This window comes from Serratia liquefaciens ATCC 27592, from assembly GCF_000422085.1.
GTDB classification, from domain to species: domain Bacteria; phylum Pseudomonadota; class Gammaproteobacteria; order Enterobacterales; family Enterobacteriaceae; genus Serratia; species Serratia liquefaciens.
In genome coordinates this window covers 1,902,018-1,922,450 of sequence record NC_021741.1, presented here as the reverse complement: position 1 = coordinate 1,922,450, position 20,433 = coordinate 1,902,018, and the positions used below count along the sequence as shown (strand labels likewise).

Genomic DNA, 20,433 nt, shown 5'->3' with positions numbered 1-20,433 from the left:
GAGCTTATCCCATTTTTACCACGGACCTGGAGGACGTCATGAGTCAGCTATTTACCCCGATTACGCTGGGGAAACTGAGTTTGCCCAACCGTATAGTTATCGCACCGATGTGCCAATACTCCGCCGATAACGGCAAGGCCACCGAATGGCACACGATGCATCTCGGTCATCTGGCGTTGTCCGGCGCAGGCCTGTTGATTGTCGAGGCCACATCGGTCGCCCCCGAAGGACGCATCACCCCCAACGATCTCGGCCTGTGGGACGACGCGACGGAACAGGCGCTTGCAGAAGTGGTACAAGCGGTAAGAAAACACGCCACTTTGCCACTGGGCATTCAGCTCGGCCACGCCGGGCGCAAAGCCTCCTGTGCCGTTCCCTGGGCCGGTGGGGGCCAACTGAACAGGGCAGACGGCGGCTGGCAGACGCTGTCCGCCTCGGATATCCCCTTCGCCCAGCATGATGCCTCTCCGGCAGCAATGAGCCTGGAACAAATTGAACAATTGAAAGCGCAGTTCGTTACTGCGGCGAAACGCGCGGATCGGCTAGGTTTTGAACTGATTGAACTGCATGGCGCACACGGTTATCTGTTACACCAGTTCCTGTCACCGCTGTCTAACCAACGTAACGACCAGTACGGCGGTTCATTGCAAAACCGCATGCGTCTGCTGCTGGAGATTTACAATGAAGTGCGTGCCGTATTCCCGGCACAAAAAGCGCTTGGCGTGCGTATTTCCGCTAGCGACTGGGTCGAGGGCGGCTGGGATGAACAGCAGTCGGTAGCCTTGGCAAAAGCGCTGAAGGAGCTGGGGTGCGACTACATCCATGTTTCCAGCGGTGGCCTTTCGCCACTGCAGAAAATCCCGGTGGGGCCGAATTACCAGGTACCGTTCGCCGAGACCATCAAGCGGGAAAGCGGGCTGCCGACCATTGCCGTGGGATTAATCACCGAGCCGGAACAGGCGGAAGCGATTGTCGCCACCGGGCAGGCGGATATGGTGGCGCTGGCGCGCGGTATCCTTTACAACCCACGTTGGCCATGGCACGCCGCCGCCAAATTGGGCGAGAAGGTCAGCGCGCCACCGCAATATTGGCGTTCTGAACCGCACGTATTGAAAGGGTTGTTCAAAAACGACTGATGATTCTGGGGTAGATGCTCAGCCTCTGCCCCGGCATTCGGTAAAACCGGAAATCACGATACCTGCCAGCAATGCGACACCTGCCACCAGCAGTAACGGATTAAACTGCAGGTGTGCGCCAACGCTGCCCAACAGTGCTCCTGAGACTAATAAACCCGCACTTAACCATGAAGCCAACATACATCCCCCTAAAAATTTGGGCAAAATTATACGCCGCCCACGTCTGCCAACTTTATCCTTTTGAGCGCATCAGCCCAATTAATCGCCAAATCATGTCCATTCATCACTAAAAATTATGTTTTAATGCGGTGTTTTTTCACGTTGCGCGATAAAAGTGCCACAATACTCGGTTATAAACGGCAGAAAGTTGATACATGGCCAAACCTCCTGCGGATGTAGGCCATACTATGACTCTGTTATTATCATTAAATGACTGCTTCTAAGCTGAGAACACATGACTCAAGTTCCCTCTTTTAATCGCTCTTTACTGCATCCACGTTACTGGCTTACCTGGTTCGGCATCGGTTTGCTCTACTTATTGGTCTTGCTGCCTTACCCGATTATTTATCGTCTGGGCACCTGGCTGGGCCGTTTTTCCATGCGCTTTCTCAAGCGCCGTGTGGCCATTGCACAACGTAACCTGGTGTTATGCTTCCCGGACATGCCGCAAGCCGAGCGCGATGCGCTGGTCGTGCAGAACTTTGAATCCGTCGGCATGGGGCTATTTGAAACCGGCATGGCGTGGTTTTGGCCGAACTGGCGTATCGAGCGTTGGTTCAAAGTCAGCGGACTGGAGCATATCCAAAAAGCGCGCGACAACCATCAGGGCGTTTTGTTGATCGGTCTGCACTTTCTGACGCTGGAACTGGGCGCCCGCATCTTTGGCATTCACAACCCGGGCATCGGCGTTTATCGGCCGCACGACAACAAGCTGATGGACTGGCTGCAAACCTGGGGCCGCATGCGCTCCAACAAATCCATGCTGGACCGCAAAGACGTGAAAGGCATGATCCGGGCCCTGAAACAGGGTGATATTATCTGGTACGCTCCGGACCACGACTACGGCCCGCGCAGCAGCGTGTTCGCCCCGTTGTTCGCCGTTGAAAAAGCCGCCACCACCACCGGCAGCTACGTGCTGGTACGAATGGGTAAACCGGCCATTATTCCCTTTACCCCACGCCGCTTGCCGGATGCTAAAGGGTATGAGCTGATTATGCAGCCGGCGGTGGAAAACTTCCCGCTGGATAATGAGCTCGAGGCCGCTGCGTTTATGAATAAAGTGGTCGAAAAAGAGATCCTGATGGCACCGGATCAATACATGTGGCTACACCGTCGCTTCAAGACCCGCCCAGAAGGCGAGCCTTCACTCTACTGACATCTGGCCCGCCGTTTGGCGGGTTAGTTTTTTATGCCGCAGATCTTGAGAAACGACGGCAACGGTGGGATGGTAAAGCCTTCGTCGTTCATCCTGAAGCCGTTATGTACATCGTTAGCCTGACCTACCATCGCCCGATAGAAGAAGTCGACAGCCACCTAGAGGGGCACATCGCCTGGTTGAAAAAATACTTCCAGGACGGCACCTTTATCGCCTCCGGTCGCAAAAACCCGCGCACCGGCGGTGTGATCCTGGTGAAAGGGATAGATCGTTCACAGCTGGATACCATCGTGGCGCAAGATCCCTTCAATGCCGTGGCTCACTATGAGATAACCGACGTAGCCCTCTCGACAACCTCCAGCGGTTTTGAACTGCTCGCCGGGCTTTAAGTAAGCTTTTTTCCGCGCGCACAGCGCGGAATACTGTCTATATTCAATTTTTAAAACTTTATTTCATTTTCAGAATATCCCCTGCCACATCGATTGATGCCGCCTATAATTAAGCGCATACTTACCAGGCTAACTTTTTTGCTTTGCCCCATTGCCTGTGCACACGCGCAAAGCGCTCCTCCTTTTGCAGCAGGAATTTATGGCTTCGGCACCAGAACCCATCAACTGGAAACGCAACCTTTTCGTCACCTGGCTGGGGTGCTTCCTGACCGGTGCCGCGTTCAGCCTGATCATGCCCTTCCTGCCACTCTATGTAGAAACCCTCGGTGTTACCGGTCACGAAGCCTTGAACATGTGGTCCGGTCTGGTATTCAGCATCACCTTCCTGTTTTCAGCAATTGCTTCCCCATTCTGGGGCGGGCTGGCCGACCGCCGCGGGCGTAAGTTGATGCTGTTGCGATCGGCGCTGGGCATGTCGATTGTGATGCTTTTAATGGGTATGGCGCAGAATATCTGGCAGTTCTTGGCGTTGCGCGCGGTGTTGGGCCTGCTCGGTGGCTTTATTCCCAACGCCAACGCGCTGATTGCCACCCAGGTACCGCGCAATCGCAGCGGCTGGGCGCTGGGCACCCTGTCCACCGGCGGCGTCAGCGGGGCATTGATTGGTCCGTTGATCGGCGGTTTACTGGCCGACCAGTACGGCCTGCGACCGGTGTTCTACATCACTGCCGGCGTGCTGTTGGCCTGCTTTGTTTTAACGCTGCTGTACGTTAAAGAACAATTCACCCCGGTACAGAAGAAAGACATGCTGCATGCTCGCCAAGTTTTCGCAGCGCTGAAAAGTCCCAAACTGATCCTTAGCCTGTTTGTGACCACCATGATTATTCAGATTGCCACAGGATCCATTGCGCCGATTCTGACGCTGTACGTGCGCGATTTGGCGGGCAATATCCATAACCTGGCCTTTGTCAGCGGCCTGATCGCTTCTGTCCCCGGCGTAGCCGCACTGATGAGTGCACCACGGCTGGGCAAACTGGGTGACCGGATTGGCCCGGAGCGCATTCTGGTGTTTATGCTGATCGTGTCGGTACTGTTGCTGATCCCAATGGCCTTCGTGCAAACCCCATGGCAGCTCGGCGTGCTGCGCTTCCTGCTTGGCGCCGCCGATGGCGCACTGCTGCCGGCCGTACAAACACTGTTGATTTATAACTGCACCAATCAGGTGGCCGGCCGGATCTTTAGCTATAACCAGTCATTCCGGGATATAGGCAACGTCAGCGGCCCGCTGATGGGCGCAGCGGTTTCTGCCAGTTACGGCTTCCGGGCGGTGTTCTGCGTGACCGCAATGGTGGTGCTGTTCAATGCAATTTATTCCTGGTGGTGTTTGCAACGCCGCCCGGCGCGAATGAGAGAAGACACTCTGCAGGAAGAACAATAGCCGTATTTATCACCAGTTCTGCGCTCAAACAGAGCCGAGTCCCTGTTTACCTTACTTTTAGTATTGATACCCTCTGCGCCTCTTCACCCTATTCCCATAAGAATAATCTCAATGTAATTCCATGTTTTTAAACAGATAATTAACTTTTAGCGCAATAAACCAGCTGTCAATAACAATCCCGCCTTAACCAACATAAAAACCAGGAAAGGAGATGTTTGTCGACTTTTCATCTAAAAAATGGGATACAGGGACTAGACAAAACCATCATCCAGTTATCAAATGGTTAAATAATATCACGCCAGTTGTAAATCATTGGCCAAGTGAAAAAAGGCTAACGCGCTTTCCACGGTTCACAGGCGCTGCAGCTACGGTTTTGTCGGGTAATCCGCATTGGGCGGATCACCTTCCTTAAATACACATACATACCACAGTATAAGCTGCATCAATGCGGCGCATTTTATTGGGAAGACGTTATGCAATCCTCTGTTAATAAACAAGAAAGCCGGACCTTCTTCGGCCATCCTTATCCGCTCGGATCCCTGTTCTTTACCGAAATGTGGGAGCGGTTCTCGTTTTACGGCATTCGCCCATTACTGATCCTGTTCATGGCCGCCACCGTTTACGACGGCGGTATGGGGTTGGCACGTGAAAACGCCTCGGCGATTGTCGGCATTTTCGCCGGCAGCATGTACCTGGCTGCCCTGCCGGGCGGCTGGTTGGCGGATAACTGGCTTGGCCAGCAAAAAGCTGTGTGGTACGGCTCGATTCTGATCGCGCTGGGCCACCTGTCGATCGCCCTGTCTGCCGTCATGGGCAATAACCTGTTCTTCATCGGCCTGATGTTTATCGTGCTGGGGTCTGGTCTGTTCAAGACCTGTATCTCGGTGATGGTCGGCACTCTGTATAAGAAAGGCGACAACCGCCGCGACGGTGGCTTCTCGCTGTTTTATATGGGCATCAACATGGGCTCATTCATCGCCCCGCTGATCTCCGGTTGGTTGATCCGTTCCCACGGTTGGCACTGGGGCTTCGGCATCGGCGGGATCGGTATGTTGGTGGCACTGGTGATCTTCCGCGTCTTTGCGGTACCGGCGATGAAACGCTATGACAGCGAAGTCGGCCTGGACTCCACCTGGAACAGCCCGGTCGCCAAGAAAAACGGCGTCGGTCGCTGGCTGCTGGCGTTAGCCGTCGGCGTGGCGGTGGTTATCACCCTGATTGCCCAAGGCATCATCGTGATTAACCCGGTAGCGGTAGCCAGCATGCTGGTTTACGTGATTGCCGCCTCGGTGACCCTGTACTTTATTTATCTGTTCGTGTTTGCCGGCCTGAGCCGCAAAGAGCGTGCCCGCCTGCTGGTCTGCTTTATCCTGCTGGTGTCAGCCGCCTTCTTCTGGTCCGCATTCGAACAGAAACCGACCTCGTTCAACCTGTTCGCTAACGACTACACCAACCGTATGATCGGCGATTTCGAGATCCCGGCGGTGTGGTTCCAGTCAATCAACGCCCTGTTTATTATCCTGCTGGCACCGGTATTTAGCTGGGCATGGCCTGCGCTGGCACGTAACAAGGTACGCCTGAGCAGCATCACCAAGTTCGTTATCGGCATTCTGTTCGCCGCAGCAGGCTTTGGCCTGATGATGCTGGCCGCGCAGAACGTGCTGAGCAACGGCGGTGCCGGTGTGTCGCCGATGTGGCTGGTGGGCAGTATCCTGATGCTGACGCTAGGCGAACTCTGCCTTAGCCCAATCGGGTTGGCGACCATGACCCTGCTGGCACCGGAAAGAATGCGCGGCCAGATGATGGGGCTGTGGTTCTGTGCCAGCGCGCTGGGTAACCTGGCTGCCGGCCTGATCGGTGGCCATGTTAAGGCCGACCAACTGGAAATGCTGCCTAACCTGTTCGCACGCTGCTCAATTGCGCTGCTGATTTGTGCCGCGGTATTGACCCTGTTGATCGTCCCTATCCGTCGCATGATGGAAAATACTCAGGGTAAAAGCGCGCAGAAACCGGCAACCAACGCCTGATAGCCTTTTCGCTTGACCCTTTCAGCCAGCGCCCGGTGCGCTGGCTTTTTTATTGCCCCCACGCCTGCTGTTGCAACACCACCCGGTAACCGTCCGGATCTTCAAATGTCTGCCCATGGGCATCCCAGTAGGGATTGTAGGCCGCAACGCGCCGAAAACCGGCGGTCAGCATGCGTTGGCATCCTGTAACCCACTCCTGTTCATCCGGCAGATAAAACACCAGCAGATGATCCTGCGTCGGCGCCTGCCCCACCGCCACTCCCCGATGATGAGTAAACTCAAGGTGATAACCCCGTTGTGGGTGCCCGACCATTACGCCATCAAAACCCTGATGATCGCGGAACTCACCCAGCCGTTCGAAGCCCAAGCCCTGGCAGTACAGGGTCGCAATCTCCTGTAACCTGTCGGTCGGGCGGGCAATGCGCAACACCGCGTTAGCTATCGGCATTATTTTCTCCAAAACAGAATAACTTCATACAACGCCATTCCTGCCAGCATTGCCGCAACGAACTGCCAGCCGGCTGACGAGCCCGCTCCGGCCAGCACCCAGGCCGGGCCGGGACAGATGCCCGCCATTCCCCACCCGATGCCAAACAGCGCGCTGCCTGCCAATAAGCGGCGGTCGATGCGGCGGGAAGATGGGAGTTGTACTGTTTCACCCAACAAGGTACGTGGTCGGCGGCGAACCCAAAAGAACGCCGGTGCCGCCACCGCAATCGCTCCCACCATTACCAGGGCCAGTGACGGATCCCAGTGGCCGGTGACATCGAGAAAAGCCAGCACCTTGGCGGGATTGGCCATTCCGGCGACGATCAGACCAAGGCCAAAGATGGCGCCACTCAGTAAGGCAAACACGGATCGGTACATCACGTTAAACTCCCCCCCACTGGCGAACGGCCCATACCGTAATAAACCCCAACAGCATAAATACCGCCGTGGCCAGTAATGAACGCGGAGACAATCTCGCCACGCCGCAAACACCGTGACCGCTGGTACAGCCGCCGCCCAGGCGAGTACCCAGCCCGACCAATATCCCGGCGGCGATCAGCCATAAACTGCTGCCGTTAACCGGCATGTCCGGTAAAGGTCTGGCGATACGATACAGCCAGGGCGAAATCAGCAACCCGACAAGAAATGCGGCCCGCCAGCCTTTCTCTTTACCCTGCGGCGTCAGCAAGCCACCGGTAATGCCACTGATGCCGGCGACGCGGCCGTTAAACAGCAACAACAGCGCCACCGCACTGCCGATTATCCCCCGCCGACCAGCGCGGACAGCGGGGTAAAATGCAACCAGTCGACGGTCATGGCCTCTCCTCCCGTGCCGGGCAAAAGAGTTGATATAAAGTATTAAGCAGCGTCAGCGCCTTCGGATCGCAAACGGCATAGTAGATTTGTTTACCGTCGCGCCGCGTTGATACCAGCCCTTCCTGACGCAATACCCCAAGCTGTTGCGAAAGCGTCGGCTGGCGGATCTCCAGCGCCTGTGACAACTCCCCCACCGACATCTCGCCCTGGCTGAGTTGGCACAGCAGCAGTAAACGATCTTCATTGCCCAGCGCCCGCAGCAATGCCCCGGCCTGCGTTGCCGCCTGCCGCATACTGTCGATATCCATCTTCCCTCCAAACAATTTACTAAATTATATATTGTTTATTTATAGACTATAACGCCTCACCGTACCAGAGGCTGGTATGAAAGGTATCGGCGTGGCATGCTGCCATTATGATTTTCCGTGGACCGGGGATGCCCCAAGAAATGCTGCTTTTTCATGACGCTGTGCCCGCGAACCGCTCGATTGTGCCGGTCGCCAAAGATTATCAGCACGGCGAGTTCGAACCGCTCCATTACCACGACTGTGCACAGTTGATTCATAGCCTGAGCGGCGTAGTGCAAGTGAATACTCGTCTGGGCAGTTGGGTGGTCCCCCCAGGGCGTGGCGTTTGGCTGCCTGCGCGCGTAGAACACAGTCTGCAAATCACCGGTAAAGTGGCGGCAAGAGCGCTGTTAGTCGATCCGCTGGCACGAGCCGACCTGCCGGCAAGCTGCGAAGTGGTGCAGATATCCCCGTTGCTGCGTGAGCTGATTATCTGTGCGATGGACATTACGGCGGATTATCCGACGGGAGGTCGTGAAGAGCGAATTATGGAGCTGATCCTGGATGAATTGCGTGTGCTGCCAATCCTGCCGCTGAATTTGCCCGAACCGCGCAGCGATGCCCTATTAAGGTTGTGCCGGCATATTCAGCAATCGCTGGCACACCCCTGGGAGTTAGAACAGGCCGCCAGCTACATCAACGTCAGCGGCCGCACGCTGTCACGACGTTTTCAACGAGAAACCGGGCTGCGTTTTGGCGACTGGGTGCGCCGCGCCCGTTTGCTGGCGGCATTGAATGCCCTGGCCGCCGGGCATTCGGTGCTGGAAGTGGCGCTGGACTTGGGCTATGACAGCCCCAGTGCTTTCAGCGCCATGTTCCGCCGCCAGCTGGGCGTTGCGCCCAGCACTTATTTCGCTAAATAACGCGCAGCCACGTTGAACAACGCCTGCAGGGAAGCGCTGGCAGAATCGACGTCGATGCCGACCCCATAAGCCGCCTCACCGTGCGCCAGCGTACAGCGAATATAGGCCACGGCACGGCTTTGGCTCTGATGCCCCAGCGTGTGTTCGTGATAATCCTCTATCGCCAAATTCAAGCCAAAGCGCTGGCGCAGCGCATCCACCGCGCTGGACAACAAACCGTTCCCTACCCCCAGCAGCCGTTGCTGTTGCCCTTCGAACAACACCCTGGCACTGAAACTATAAGCCTCGATGCTGTGGCTTTCGGTCTGATAGCTCAGCAACTGCAGCCGCGGTTGTTCCACCAAACCATAGCTGATTCTAAACAGCCGCCACAGCTCAGCGGTGGTCATCTCTTTGCCGCTGCCGTCGGTCGCCTGCTGCACCACCTTGCTGAAATCAATTTGCAGCCCACGCGGCAACGACAGCCCATGGTTCTGTTCCAGTAGCCAGGCAGCGCCGCTTTTGCCCGACTGGCTGTTAACCCGGATCACCGCCTCATAGCTGCAGCCGACGTCCGCCGGATCGAGCGGTAAATAAGGCACCTGCCACAGACCGTCCTGCCTCTGCTGTTGGGCGGCAAAGCCTTTTTTAATCGCATCCTGATGAGAGCCGGAAAAGGCGGTGAACACCAACTCACCGGCGTAAGGATGACGCGGATGAACCGGCAGTTGGTTACACTGCTCAACTACCTCCACCACCTGCTTCAGTTGGCTGAAATCCAGCCCCGGCGCAACGCCCTGGGTATACAGGTTGAGCGCCAGCGTCACCAGATCGACATTGCCGGTGCGTTCACCGTTGCCGAACAGACAACCTTCGACCCGATCGGCACCGGCCAGCATTGCCAGCTCGGCGCAGGCCACTCCTGTGCCACGATCGTTATGCGGATGCACGCTGATGGTCACCCGGTTGCGCTGACTGAAACGCCGGCAGAACCACTCAATCTGGTCGGCATAGACGTTCGGCGTACTGACCTCCACCGTGGCCGGCAGGTTGATGATCATCGGCCGCCCCGGCCCAGGCTGCCAGACATCGGCAACGGCTTCACAGATCTCCAGCGCAAACTCCAACTCGGTAAAGCAGAAAGTCTCCGGTGAATATTCGAAGGTCCATGTCGTTTCCGGCTGCTGCTCGCACTGCTGTCGAATACGCAGCGCGCCGTTAACCGCCAGCGCTACCGTTGCCGCTTTGTCCTGTTTGAAGACGATTTCACGAAACATCGGTGCGGTAGCGTTATACAGGTGCACGATGGCGCGTGGTGCGCCACGCAACGCGTCGAAGGTACGATCGATCAAATCGTCTCGCGATTGGGTTAGCACCTGAATACTGACGTCGTCCGGGATCAACTGCTCATCAATCAGCGAGCGGACAAAATCGAAGTCCGTTTGCGAGGCAGAAGGAAACGCCACCTCAATCTCTTTGAACCCGCACGCCAGGAGCATCTGGTAGAACTGGTGTTTGCGGGCGTTATCCATAGGTTCCGCCAGCGCCTGATTGCCGTCACGCAAATCGCTGGAGCACCAGCGCGGTGCCTGCTGCAAAGTGCGGCACGGCCACTGGCGATCCGGCAAGGTCACGGGCGGGAACGGACGGTATTTGATTGAAGGGTCGGTTAACATGGCACTCTCCTGGCGGTAATAAGCAATGCCCTATTATTTCCTGCCGTGATCCCTCCTGCTCCCGCTTAGCAGACAACCATCGTCGCGAAACGGACAACAAAAAAATTTGCATCCTGCGCCAGTGCGGCAACAATTACTTCTGACGTTTGTCATGGCGCTTCGGCGCACCCAGCCCTGAGCAATGCTTACCCTGACTGGAGAAAAATATGAGCCTGTATGCAACCCTGGAAGAAGCCGTTGAAGCGGCGCGCGAGGAGTTTATCGAGTCTGCCGAAGGCGGTAACGACGACGAACCGCCGGTGCCGCAACAGTTCAATCTGCAAAAATACGTGATGCTGGATGGTGATATCATGTGGCAGGCCGAATTCTTTGAACAAGAAGGCGAATCGGTCGAATGCCTGACGTTACGCAGCGGCGCTGCCGCTCAGGCTATTTTCGACGGGGATTATGACGAAGTCGAAATCAGCGCCGAATGGATTGAGGAAAATACGCTGCACGAGTGGGAAGAAGGAGACTTCCAGCTCGATCCGCCGTTGGATACCGAAGAGGGCCAAACAGCCGCCGACGAGTGGGATGAGCGTTGAATGATCACGGGCGGGAGCAGACAATCCCCCGCCCTTCACCCTATGATTTTCTGAGAGGCTGCATGATTATCCGCCAGGCGCGTCCCGAAGATTTCCCCGCGATTTTGCAACTGCAAAAACAAAACACCCCGGCAAACTTGAGCGACAGCCAAAAGCGCCAGGGATTTATCGTCTCGCGCATGAATGAAGCGCAGCTCACAAGCATTAACCAGGGGCTGGGCATTCTGGTGGCGGTCGAAGGTGGAGCCCTGGCCGGGTTTGTCTGCCTGATGCCGACGAATGCGCAACCGCACCCGCCGGTGGTGGATGCGATGCTGGACACGCTGGCCGGCCAATCATTCAAGGGACGGCCACTGAGTGAGCAGCGGGTGTTTCTGTATGGTCCGGTGTGCCTTGACAGCGCCTGGCGTGGCAAAGGCGTGCTGAAGCAGCTCTACGCCGCCGTCAAGGCGCGTACCCGCAAGGAGTTCGACGTTGGCGCGCTTTTTATTGACGACAGTAACCCGCATTCGTTGGCGGCCCATGTACAGGGCTTGCAGATGACGGCGCTGGCTCCGTTCCGCTGTGGTGATCAGGGTTACCAACTGGTGGTATTTGCCACCGGGGATTAGCTTATTCGTAGGGGCCGTGTTGGGCGTCAAACGGCAGCATAAAGGTATCTACCACCATCGACAGCGGCACATCAATGACCGTGATATACCGCCAGGGGCTATCGCGCAGATCCCACTGAACGCCCGGATAATATTGATGGCCGTGCCCGGCCCCCGGCACTGTGCGACTGATAATACTGCCGCAGCCGGTTAACGCCGTGACTCCTGCCACCAGCAATACCAGACGAAGAAGAGAAGAGAGATTCACCAAAATGATTTTTGCCCCGGGTTTGTTTTGTGGGGCCACAACGCCCGGCGCGAATTTTAACACAGTTTTTCACGTGAGTTTGTCGGCGTTGCGTAAGCCAAATACCAAAAAAAACGGGGAACACGCTATGCGTATTCCCCGTTCAGGTCACCCGATCAGCCTTTAACGCTGACCCACCGGATGAGCCCGCTCATTGTGCGGCAGTTGCTGATAAAACTCGCGCCAGGCGGCACCCTGCGGCAGTAGCCAAACCCGCTGATGCAAACGCGACAGCGCGACAGGATCGCTCAGCAGCTCAAGACGTTTGCCTTTCACCAGCTTCTCCGGCCCCAGCTCCAACGCCTCGTTCACTCGCTCTTCACGATTACGCTCGATGGCACCACGCAGATGGTGACGCGCAGTAGCCAGCGCCGTCGCCAATGCGTTGAAGGACGGGTTAACCACAGCGTGCATAAAGCCATTGCTCAGTGCGCGTTCACGGTTAAGCTGCAGATATTCTTCCGTTGCCACCAGTTCGCGCGGCGGCGAATACTCTTCCGGGATCAGGAACAGCTTGGCGCGCTTGCTCTTGATACCTAACGTCGCACGGCTCGACAAGACCGAAACGAACGGCGACAGGATCAGCGAGAAGACGATTGGCGACAGCCACCACAGGAAGCGCAGATCCAGCCAGGCCATACCGCCAGCCCAGACCAGACCGAGCAGCATCTGTGAACCGTGGCGTTTAAAGGCTTCGCCCCAAGGGGTGTCATCATCGTCACGCTGTGGCGAGTTCCATACCACTTCCCAACCCAGGAAGGCACTGACCACGAACACCGTGTGGAACAGCATGCGCACCGGCGCCAGCAGCACCGAGAACAGCATTTCCATCAGCATCGACAGGAACAGGCGTATACCGCCGCCGTACTCCTTGGCACCCTTCGCCCAGATCAGCACAATGCTCAACAGTTTAGGCAAGAACAGCAGCACCAGCGTGGTAGAGAACAGCGCTATCGCCAGTTCAGGACGCCACTGCGGCCACACCGGGAACAGCTGGCGCGGTTGCAGGAAGTACTGCGGCTCCATCAGGGTATGCACCACCTGCAGCGCGGTAGACAGCGCCAGGAACATAAACCACAGCGGTGCCGACAGGTAGGACATCACACCGGTCAGGAACACCGCACGGTGTACCGGGTGCATGCCCTTGACCAGGAACAGGCGGAAGTTCATCAGGTTACCGTGGCACCAGCGACGGTCACGCTTCAACTCATCCAGCAGGTTCGGCGGCAGTTCTTCATAGCTGCCCGGCAGATCGTAAGCAATCCACACGCCCCAACCGGCACGGCGCATCAACGCGGCTTCCACAAAGTCATGCGACAAGATGGAGCCGGCAAAAGAGCCTTCGCCAGGCAGTGGTGCCAGCGCACAGTGTTCGATAAACGGCTTCACGCGGATAATGGCGTTATGGCCCCAATAGTGCGATTCACCCAACTGCCAGAAATGCAGACCGGCAGTAAACAGCGGCCCGTAAACCCGGGTGGCAAACTGCTGCACGCGGGCATACAGCGTATCCATGCCTGATGCTTTCGGCGCAGACTGAATAATACCGGCGTTCGGGTTGGCTTCCATCAGGCGCACCAGACCGGTGAGACACTCACCGCTCATCACGCTGTCGGCATCCAGGATCACCATGTAGCTGTATTCGCCACCCCAGCGACGGCAGAAGTCGTCGATGTTGCCGCTTTTGCGTTTCACGCGGCGACGGCGACGGCGATAGAAGATACGGCCATGGCCATCTACGTCGCGGCACAGTTCCATCCAGGCTTTCTGTTCCGCCATGCAGATATCCGGGTCGTAGCTGTCGCTCAGCACGTAGATATCGAAATGCTCGAGCTGGCCGGTGGCCGCGACGGACTCATAGGTCGCGCGCAGGCCGGCGAACACGCGTTCGACGTCTTCGTTACAGATTGGCATGATCAACGCGGTGCGATGCGTCGGGTCGATCGGCTCATCGCCTTTGATGGTGGAAGAAATACTGTATTTGTCTTTGCCGATCAGTAACTGCAGGAAGCCCATCAGCGCAGTCCAGAAACCGGCCGAGACCCAACAGAACAGGATCGCGAACAGGATTAAAATGCCGGTTTGCAACACATAAGGCAGCAGTTGCAGCACCGACTGCATCAGATCCTGATCCCACATGGCCATCGGGTCGATCAGCGCCCAGCCCTGATACGGCAGAATCGTTTTCATGTACCAGGTGGCGATGCCGGTCTGCACCAGCATCAGCACCAACAGCACATAACGACGCATCGAGCCGACCACGCGCCAGCGGTTTTCCGCCGCGGCTTCCTCTTTGGAGGCGTGACGATTGTGCGTCGTGCGCCCCAGCAGAGAATCCCAGAAGCGCGCCACCGGGTTGGTACGCCAGGCTTCCGGGAACATGCTGGTGCGTTTGATTGGCGGCGTAGCCTTGAGAATGCTGCGCCCTTCCACGTCGGTATCGAAATCTTTGTCGCTAACCGCATCCGGCCAGGCGTCTTCGATTCGTGTTTTGACCGAGGCCAGCGTGACGTCATCGGCAGACAGCGTATTGACGTTGGCATCGTCAGCGCCCATCTTGCGATGCAGCGCCTCAAAAGCCTGGGCGTCATCCGCCCCCGGCTGTGGTTTAAGCGCCTCTGACCGCTCAGCGGTCAGAGGCATTGCCGCAAGATAATCCTGGGCAAGTTGAGTAGGCTTATTCATTGGCAGGTAGCTGATAGCTCCAGGTTTCCGACAGGGTCTTATCACCATTGACCAGCGCTGCGCGCATTTCTACCGGCTTCTTGTCGTCTTTCACTTTCAGACGCAGCGTCAGGCGCCAGCCTTTGGTCACTGGATTATAGCGGACATTGTTTTCTACCATTTCACCGTTGTCGCCGATGCTCACCTGAGAGGCAACCGGCGTAGCGCCGTCCAAGCCTTTCAGTACCGGGCCAACGAAGTCAACCAGGAATGCCACGCTGCCGTCTGGCTCGCGGATCAGGTTGGACTGCTTCACGTCACCGGTTGAACGCATGGTCTGGCTGACGTAGGCAATGTCCTGCGAATGCAGTTTGTCTTCGTCACGGGTGAAATGCAGGCGATAGCTCAGTGCCAGCGGAGTTTTGGCGTCCGGCAGAACGTCTGGCGTCCAGAAAGCAACGATGTTGTCATTGGTTTCATCCGCTGTCGGGATCTCCACCAGCTCAACCTTGCCCTTGCCCCAGTCGCCGCGTGGCTCGATCCAGGCGCTTGGGCGCAGATCGTAGCGATCGTCCAGATCTTCGTAATCCTTGAAGTTACGACCGCGCTGCAGCAGACCGAAACCTTTCGGGTTTTCGACCTGGTAAGTGCTGACGGACAGATGCTTCGGATTATTCAACGGACGCCAGATCCACTCGCCGTTACCGGCATGGATAGACAGACCGTTGGAGTCATGCAGCGCCGGACGGTAGTTCAGGGTTGGCGATGGCTGACTCGGCCCGAACAGGTACATGCTGGTCAGCGGTGCCATGCCCAGTTTGCCGACTTTGTCGCGCAGGAACACTTTGGACTCAACGTCCACGGTGGTGTCGCGGCCCGGATAAACCACAAAACGGTAAGCCCCGGTAGCACGCGGTGAATCCAGCAGCGCGTAAATTACCAGATGCTTGTCGCCCTGCTTCGGACGTTCAACCCAGAATTCGCGGAAACGCGGGAATTCTTCGCCGGACGGCAACGCAGTATCAATCGCCAGGCCACGTGCAGAAAGCCCGTAAACCTGCCCTTTACCTACCACGCGGAAGTAGCTCGCGCCCAGCAGGCTCATAATTTCGTCGTTCTTATCCGCACTGTTGATCGGATAAATCACCTTGAAACCGGCAAAACCGAGGTTTTTTACCGACTCCGGATCGTGTTTTACCGAACCGAAGTTAAAGTAGTCCGGGCTGTACTTGATCTGTTTTACGCTGGTCGCGGTGACTTCATTGATTTTCACCGGCGTATCGAAGTACATCCCCTGATGATAAAACTCAAGCTTGAAAGGGGTTTTCAGTTTGCTCCAATAGGCTTTATCGTGATTGAACTGAATCTGTTGGTAATCCGCGAATTTCATCTCACGGAATTGAGAAGGAAGGTTGCTCTTCGGGGCTTCGAAGCCTTTTCCTGCCAGATCCTGCGCCTGCTTGGCCACATCATCTATAGAAAAAGCCCATGCCGGCGAAGTAAACAGCGTGAACAATACGGTCGCACCTAACCAACGTACGCTCGCGGCGCGTGGTTTTTTGGATAATATATTAACTAGCACATCCCCCCCTATTCGTGTGCTCAAATCATTTAAATCCATATTAATGGATTATTCAGCTTTCCGACAACATGATAAATGGATGGTTCATGTTTATGGCTCATAGTTTAAGCAGCTGACTAAACACCAGCGTAGCAAGCCGCGCATCAAGACGCTATGGAAAAATGTGAAACGGTATAGTAGGGTTTGTGATTCGATTTAACCATTGCCGACTTATTAAGCGTGTTAATGACCACTCGATAAAATCACCAGCGGTAACCTATGACTAAAGGCAGCAACCAACGCGAGTTTTTCCTCGATTCGATCCGGGCTTATTTGATGTTGCTCGGCATCCCTTTTCATCTTTCTCTGATTTATTCCAGCCATACCTGGGCGGTGAACAGCGCCAGCCCCTCCTTCTCGCTGACGGTGCTGAACGACTTCATCCATGCTTTCCGCATGCAGGTGTTCTTCGTGATTTCCGGCTACTTCTCTTATATGCTCTATGAGCGCTACGAGCGCCACCAGTGGCTGAAGGTCAGGCTTGAGCGAGTGGCGATCCCCCTGCTGAGTTCGATTCCGTTAATAACGGTGCCGCAGTTTTTCATGCTGAAATACTTCACGGACAAATTAAACGGTTGGGAAAATTTTTCGCTCTATCAGAAAATAAATGTAACAGTTTGGGAGCTGGTTTCTCACCTGTGGTTTTTATTAACCCTGTCATTGCTGACCACCCTATGTTTTTATCTGTTCAAAAAAATCAAGGCACTTAAAAATAATACCGTTCCCTACCCGATAAATAAAATGACCGGATTAGGAAACATCTCACTGCTCTTTCTTATTTATGCTTTATGCTATTCGGCCGCGCACCGTATTATTTTAATTTTTGCGCCAGCTTTACTCTCCAATGGTCTGTTCAATTTTGTGGTGATGGAGACGATGTTCTACCTGCCGTTCTTCATCCTGGGCGCCTATGCCTTTAAGTACGTGTGGCTGAAAGAGATTTTCCTCAAACCGTCCCTCGGCGCGCTGCTGGGTTCGCTGTTGCTGTTCATTGCCTATATGTTAAATCAGAAGTTTCTGGCTCACAGCAGCTATATGTTTGAGCTGGAAGTGCTGATCAAAACCCTGTTGGGGATCCTGATGGCCAACGTGATTTTCTCATTCGGACATAATCTGCTGAACTATCACTCACCGCGTATCACTTATCTGGTGAATGCATCGCTGTTTATATATCTGGTGCACCATCCGCTAACCCTGATATATGGCGCTTTTGTGACGCCACATATCAACAATAACCTGCTGGGTTTTCTGGCCGGATTGGTGTTTGTCTTCTCTTGCGCCTTCCTGTTATATGAACTGCACAAGCGTATCCCGCTGTTCCGTTTTCTGTTCTCTGGTAAACCGCAATAATCCTACTGCCCGGCAGCCGTTTCGGCTTGCCGGGTAGCTCACTGTCATCGCTTCGTCTACCAGTACCTTTATCATTTACCTTCGCACCGGCAACGCGCCTGGTGATTCAAGCACTGAGCACAGATTGCTCACCCCTATGGCGAAAGTTAAGGCAAAGTTATGCTGGAGCATATTGCCGCGAGTTGTTATAACGGCAATGCATAAGTGGAAATCCACATCCCTGCCTTACGGTAGCGATTGGGCTCAATGAACCCTAAGGGACGGCCTTGTCACCATCGCGACAAGGCTTGCAGCATCTCCCTTCCGTCACGACAGAGAGGATTTTTAATGACTGATAAAGACACTTCGGCTCAGGAAGCCGTACCAGAGAACGCCACCCTACTGAAAATTCTTGGCCGGTTGCTTTCCGCACTGGATTCGTCGATCAGCGGCAAGGATCGCAGCATTCTGGTCGCCGAACTTTCCAGCCTTAACCTTGACGGTATTTCAGAGTCAGAAAGAAAACTGGCTGCCGAGCTGATCAGACGGGCCCTGCAGTCACTCGACCATTTATAACGCCTCGCCTGCAAACCATTAAGCCTCCTGGAGGGGGTTTAATGGTTTTTCCTTCTCCGGGCACGGCAACGCCCACCATTTATTGCCTAAGCGCAATCACAGCAAGCTGATAAATATAGATAAAAGAAAGAAGTTCACCGGTTTCTCCCCACTTCCATATGGTTCTCCGCTTAAATGACAATAAAGGTCAAACTGTTTTATGAATCAGCCTTGGCGTTTTACCTGAAAAACAGGCTATCATCAGGGGGTATCTGCGCTAGCGCGCAACGCCCTTCCCCCCAGCCTGCAGGAGAACGTCATTTTGGATGCCAGCACCATTAACAGTTTGTTCATCATCGGTGCCGTGTTGGTGGGAGCAAGTATTCTTCTCAGTTCATTTTCGTCACGCCTGGGTATTCCTATTCTGGTGATCTTCCTGGCCATTGGCATGTTGGCGGGGGTCGATGGTCCGGGCGGTATCGTTTTCAGCAACTATCCGGTGGCCTATCTGGTCAGTAACCTGGCGCTGGCGGTGATCCTGCTGGACGGCGGGATGCGTACCCGAGTCAGCTCATTCCGCGTCGCGCTGTGGCCGGCACTTTCGCTGGCAACTATCGGCGTGGTGATCACCGCCGGGCTGACCGGGCTGGCCGCCGCCTGGCTGTTCAACCTCGATCTGCTGCAGGGCATGCTGATTGGCGCCATTATCGGCTCCACCGACGCCGCGGCAGTCTTCTCGCTATTAGGTGGTAAAGGACTGAACGAACGTGTCAGCGCCACGCTGGAAATCGAATCCGGCAGCAACGATCCCATGGCGGTGTTCCTTACCATTACGCTGATTGCGATGATCGCCGCAGGCGAAACCACGCTGAGCTGGATGTTCCCTCTCCATCTGTTGCAGCAGTTCGGCATGGGGATTGTCTTTGGTCTTGGCGGCGGTTGGCTACTGCTGACGTTAATCAACCACATTAAACTGGCAGAAGGCCTGTATCCGCTGCTGGCCGTCAGCGGCGGCATTCTGATTTTTGCCCTGACCACCGCACTGGACGGCAGCGGCATTCTGGCGGTATACCTGTGCGGCCTGATGCTGGGTAATCGCCCGATCCGCAACCGGCACGGCATCGTGCAAACTTTTGACGGCCTGGCATGGCTGAGCCAGATCGGCATGTTCCTGGTGCTGGGATTATTGCTGAACCCGCATGAGCTGCTGCCGATCGCCATCCCTGCCCTGCTGCTTTCGCTGTGGATGATCTTATTTGCCCGACCGCTGTCGGTATTTATCGGGCTGTTGCCGTTCCGCAGTTTTACCCTGCGCGAGCGCAGCTTTATTTCCTGGGTCGGCCTGCGCGGGGCCGTACCGGTGATTCTGGCCGTCTTCCCGATGATGGCCGGCCTGCCCAATGCTCAGCTGTTCTTTAATGTCGCCTTCTTTGTGGTGCTGGTTTCCCTGTTGCTGCAGGGCACCACCCTGTCGTTCGCCGCGAAGAAAGCCAAGGTGATCGTCCCACCAGCGCTGGCGCCGATTTCACGGGTTGGGCTGGATGTTCATCCTGAAAACCAGTGGGAGCAGTTTGTTTATCAGCTGTCGTCCGAAAACTGGTGCGTCGGTGCCGCGCTGCGTGAGCTGAAAATGCCACCGGGTACGCGCATTGCCGCATTGTTCCGAGGCAAAGAACTGTTGCACCCCAGCGGCAGCACACGACTACGCGAAGATGACATTCTGTGCGTTATCGGTCACGAGCACGACCTGCCGGTGCTGGGTAAGTTATTTAGCCAGGCGCCGGTGGTTACGTTGGATGAACGCTTCTTCGGTGATTTTATCCTGCAGTCGGACGCGCGCCTGAGCGATATTTCACAGGTTTATGGTCTGAATCTGCACGAAGGCGTGGATGAACAGCAAACCCTCGGCCAATTCGTCATTCAACTGATTGGCGGCGAACCGGTAGTAGGCGATCAGATCGAATGGGATGGCCTGACCTGGACCATCGCCGAAATGGATGGCAATGCGATCAGTAAGGTCGGCGTAAGAATTGTTACTGACTGATTCCTCCGCATAACCGGTCTGCTGCGCGGCCATGCCCGCAGCGGACCTTTCAAACAGACGGAACTTATAAGCCTGGGAAGGTTCTTAACCTCTGGAATAACCCAAACCGGGCATTCAGCTCCGGCGTTTTAACCTTTACTCTGGGAACATCGCATCGCGGTGATGGGTATCGATTTGAACAGTAAAATTCGATTTCTATCGGCC

General features: G+C 55.6%; 19 protein-coding genes and 1 pseudogene. 11 read left to right on the top strand and 9 right to left on the bottom strand.

Annotation, left to right across the window (positions count from 1 at the left end; translation table 11 throughout):
* Window positions 1-38 precede the first annotated feature (38 nt).
* Entirely contained in the window at window positions 39-1,136 is a 1,098-nt protein-coding gene (locus M495_RS08950) for an NADH:flavin oxidoreductase/NADH oxidase (RefSeq protein WP_020826318.1), read from the top strand.
* A gap of 18 nt (window positions 1,137-1,154) precedes the next feature.
* On the opposite strand, the gene M495_RS08945 is transcribed toward M495_RS08950, so the two are convergent.
* Window positions 1,155-1,316, bottom strand: a complete 162-nt coding sequence (locus M495_RS08945; RefSeq protein ID WP_041414433.1) for a hypothetical protein — start codon at window positions 1,314-1,316, stop codon at window positions 1,155-1,157.
* A gap of 274 nt (window positions 1,317-1,590) precedes the next feature.
* On the opposite strand from M495_RS08945, the gene M495_RS08940 reads away from it, so the two are divergent.
* The 4 genes from M495_RS08940 (at window position 1,591) to M495_RS08925 (ending at window position 6,365) form a co-directional block, all read left to right on the top strand.
* Complete coding sequence (locus M495_RS08940) at window positions 1,591-2,511, top strand: Kdo(2)-lipid IV(A) acyltransferase (RefSeq protein ID WP_020826316.1); 921 nt, start codon at window positions 1,591-1,593, stop codon at window positions 2,509-2,511.
* 104 nt (window positions 2,512-2,615) lie between these two features.
* Window positions 2,616-2,900: a YciI family protein gene (locus M495_RS08935; RefSeq protein WP_020826315.1), complete on the top strand. Its 285-nt coding sequence runs from the start codon at window positions 2,616-2,618 to the stop codon at window positions 2,898-2,900.
* Between the two features lie 199 nt (window positions 2,901-3,099).
* On the top strand, window positions 3,100-4,338 hold the full coding sequence (mdtG, locus tag M495_RS08930; RefSeq protein ID WP_020826314.1) for a multidrug efflux MFS transporter MdtG: 1,239 nt from the start codon (window positions 3,100-3,102) through the stop codon (window positions 4,336-4,338).
* 473 nt (window positions 4,339-4,811) lie between these two features.
* Window positions 4,812-6,365: a peptide MFS transporter gene (locus tag M495_RS08925; RefSeq protein WP_020826313.1), complete on the top strand. Its 1,554-nt coding sequence runs from the start codon at window positions 4,812-4,814 to the stop codon at window positions 6,363-6,365.
* 49 nt (window positions 6,366-6,414) lie between these two features.
* Here the strand turns inward: M495_RS08925 and M495_RS08920 are convergent, their stop codons facing one another.
* From M495_RS08920 to M495_RS08905, 4 genes and pseudogenes are all read right to left on the bottom strand, one after another.
* Window positions 6,415-6,813, bottom strand: coding sequence for a VOC family protein (locus M495_RS08920; RefSeq protein ID WP_020826312.1), 399 nt, complete (start codon window positions 6,811-6,813; stop codon window positions 6,415-6,417).
* A complete protein-coding gene (locus M495_RS08915; RefSeq protein WP_020826311.1) occupies window positions 6,813-7,232 on the bottom strand; it encodes a YeeE/YedE family protein in 420 nt (139 codons plus the stop codon). The genes M495_RS08920 and M495_RS08915 overlap by 1 nt, the downstream gene beginning before the upstream one ends.
* Before the next feature lie 4 nt (window positions 7,233-7,236).
* Window positions 7,237-7,670: pseudogene (locus tag M495_RS08910) on the bottom strand (YeeE/YedE family protein).
* Window positions 7,667-7,978 (bottom strand): ArsR/SmtB family transcription factor, encoded by a 312-nt coding sequence (locus tag M495_RS08905; RefSeq protein ID WP_020826309.1) that lies wholly within the window; start codon window positions 7,976-7,978, stop codon window positions 7,667-7,669. Before M495_RS08905 ends, M495_RS08910 begins: the two are co-directional and overlap by 4 nt.
* 140 nt (window positions 7,979-8,118) lie before the next feature.
* On the opposite strand from M495_RS08905, the gene M495_RS08900 reads away from it, so the two are divergent.
* The gene (locus M495_RS08900; protein WP_020826308.1) at window positions 8,119-8,880 is read left to right on the top strand and encodes an AraC family transcriptional regulator; all 762 of its coding nucleotides are present in this window, start codon (window positions 8,119-8,121) and stop codon (window positions 8,878-8,880) included.
* Here M495_RS08900 and leuA read toward each other — a convergent pair.
* Window positions 8,865-10,535, bottom strand: coding sequence for a 2-isopropylmalate synthase (leuA, locus tag M495_RS08895; RefSeq protein WP_020826307.1), 1,671 nt, complete (start codon window positions 10,533-10,535; stop codon window positions 8,865-8,867). The two genes, M495_RS08900 and leuA, sit on opposite strands and share 16 nt — an antisense overlap.
* A 206-nt stretch (window positions 10,536-10,741) precedes the next feature.
* On the opposite strand from leuA, the gene M495_RS08890 reads away from it, so the two are divergent.
* Together M495_RS08890 and M495_RS08885 are read left to right on the top strand one after the other, a co-directional pair.
* Entirely contained in the window at window positions 10,742-11,119 is a 378-nt protein-coding gene (locus M495_RS08890) for a MysB family protein (protein WP_020826306.1), read from the top strand.
* 62 nt (window positions 11,120-11,181) lie between these two features.
* Window positions 11,182-11,730: a GNAT family N-acetyltransferase gene (locus M495_RS08885; RefSeq protein ID WP_020826305.1), complete on the top strand. Its 549-nt coding sequence runs from the start codon at window positions 11,182-11,184 to the stop codon at window positions 11,728-11,730.
* Between the two features lies 1 nt (window position 11,731).
* Here the strand turns inward: M495_RS08885 and M495_RS08880 are convergent, their stop codons facing one another.
* The 3 genes from M495_RS08880 to M495_RS08870 form a co-directional block, all read right to left on the bottom strand.
* Window positions 11,732-11,977, bottom strand: a complete 246-nt coding sequence (locus M495_RS08880) for a YceK/YidQ family lipoprotein (RefSeq protein ID WP_104410961.1) — start codon at window positions 11,975-11,977, stop codon at window positions 11,732-11,734.
* 162 nt (window positions 11,978-12,139) lie between these two features.
* Window positions 12,140-14,701 (bottom strand): glucans biosynthesis glucosyltransferase MdoH, encoded by a 2,562-nt coding sequence (gene mdoH / locus M495_RS08875; protein WP_041414429.1) that lies wholly within the window; start codon window positions 14,699-14,701, stop codon window positions 12,140-12,142.
* Window positions 14,694-16,262: a glucan biosynthesis protein G gene (locus tag M495_RS08870; RefSeq protein ID WP_020826302.1), complete on the bottom strand. Its 1,569-nt coding sequence runs from the start codon at window positions 16,260-16,262 to the stop codon at window positions 14,694-14,696. Before M495_RS08870 ends, mdoH begins: the two co-directional genes overlap by 8 nt.
* A 258-nt stretch (window positions 16,263-16,520) precedes the next feature.
* Between M495_RS08870 and mdoC the strand changes: the two genes are divergently transcribed.
* The 3 genes from mdoC (at window position 16,521) to M495_RS08855 (ending at window position 20,229) form a co-directional block, all read left to right on the top strand.
* Window positions 16,521-17,651: a glucans biosynthesis protein MdoC gene (mdoC, locus tag M495_RS08865; protein ID WP_020826301.1), complete on the top strand. Its 1,131-nt coding sequence runs from the start codon at window positions 16,521-16,523 to the stop codon at window positions 17,649-17,651.
* A gap of 327 nt (window positions 17,652-17,978) precedes the next feature.
* A complete protein-coding gene (locus M495_RS08860; RefSeq protein ID WP_020826300.1) occupies window positions 17,979-18,206 on the top strand; it encodes a hypothetical protein in 228 nt (75 codons plus the stop codon).
* Between the two features lie 301 nt (window positions 18,207-18,507).
* Entirely contained in the window at window positions 18,508-20,229 is a 1,722-nt protein-coding gene (locus tag M495_RS08855) for a potassium/proton antiporter (RefSeq protein ID WP_020826299.1), read from the top strand.
* Window positions 20,230-20,433 lie beyond the last annotated feature (204 nt).

Excerpts from the sequence above, each read along its gene's own strand:
- M495_RS08885 (WP_020826305.1), top strand. The coding sequence starts at position 11,182 with ATGATTATCCGCCAGGCGCGTCCCGAAGATTTCCCCGCGATTTTGCAA.
- M495_RS08935 (WP_020826315.1), top strand. The coding sequence starts at position 2,616 with ATGTACATCGTTAGCCTGACCTACCATCGCCCGATAGAAGAAGTCGAC.
- M495_RS08915 (WP_020826311.1), bottom strand. The coding sequence starts at position 7,232 with ATGTACCGATCCGTGTTTGCCTTACTGAGTGGCGCCATCTTTGGCCTT.
- M495_RS08940 (WP_020826316.1), top strand. The coding sequence starts at position 1,591 with ATGACTCAAGTTCCCTCTTTTAATCGCTCTTTACTGCATCCACGTTAC.
- M495_RS08900 (WP_020826308.1), top strand. The coding sequence starts at position 8,119 with ATGCTGCTTTTTCATGACGCTGTGCCCGCGAACCGCTCGATTGTGCCG.
- M495_RS08920 (WP_020826312.1), bottom strand. The coding sequence starts at position 6,813 with ATGCCGATAGCTAACGCGGTGTTGCGCATTGCCCGCCCGACCGACAGG.
- M495_RS08890 (WP_020826306.1), top strand. The coding sequence starts at position 10,742 with ATGAGCCTGTATGCAACCCTGGAAGAAGCCGTTGAAGCGGCGCGCGAG.
- M495_RS08905 (WP_020826309.1), bottom strand. The coding sequence starts at position 7,978 with ATGGATATCGACAGTATGCGGCAGGCGGCAACGCAGGCCGGGGCATTG.
- mdtG (WP_020826314.1), top strand. The coding sequence starts at position 3,100 with ATGGCTTCGGCACCAGAACCCATCAACTGGAAACGCAACCTTTTCGTC.
- mdoC (WP_020826301.1), top strand. The coding sequence starts at position 16,521 with ATGACTAAAGGCAGCAACCAACGCGAGTTTTTCCTCGATTCGATCCGG.
- mdoH (WP_041414429.1), bottom strand. The coding sequence starts at position 14,701 with ATGAATAAGCCTACTCAACTTGCCCAGGATTATCTTGCGGCAATGCCT.
- leuA (WP_020826307.1), bottom strand. The coding sequence starts at position 10,535 with ATGTTAACCGACCCTTCAATCAAATACCGTCCGTTCCCGCCCGTGACC.
- M495_RS08950 (WP_020826318.1), top strand. The coding sequence starts at position 39 with ATGAGTCAGCTATTTACCCCGATTACGCTGGGGAAACTGAGTTTGCCC.
- M495_RS08945 (WP_041414433.1), bottom strand. The coding sequence starts at position 1,316 with ATGTTGGCTTCATGGTTAAGTGCGGGTTTATTAGTCTCAGGAGCACTG.
- M495_RS08860 (WP_020826300.1), top strand. The coding sequence starts at position 17,979 with ATGACTGATAAAGACACTTCGGCTCAGGAAGCCGTACCAGAGAACGCC.
- M495_RS08925 (WP_020826313.1), top strand. The coding sequence starts at position 4,812 with ATGCAATCCTCTGTTAATAAACAAGAAAGCCGGACCTTCTTCGGCCAT.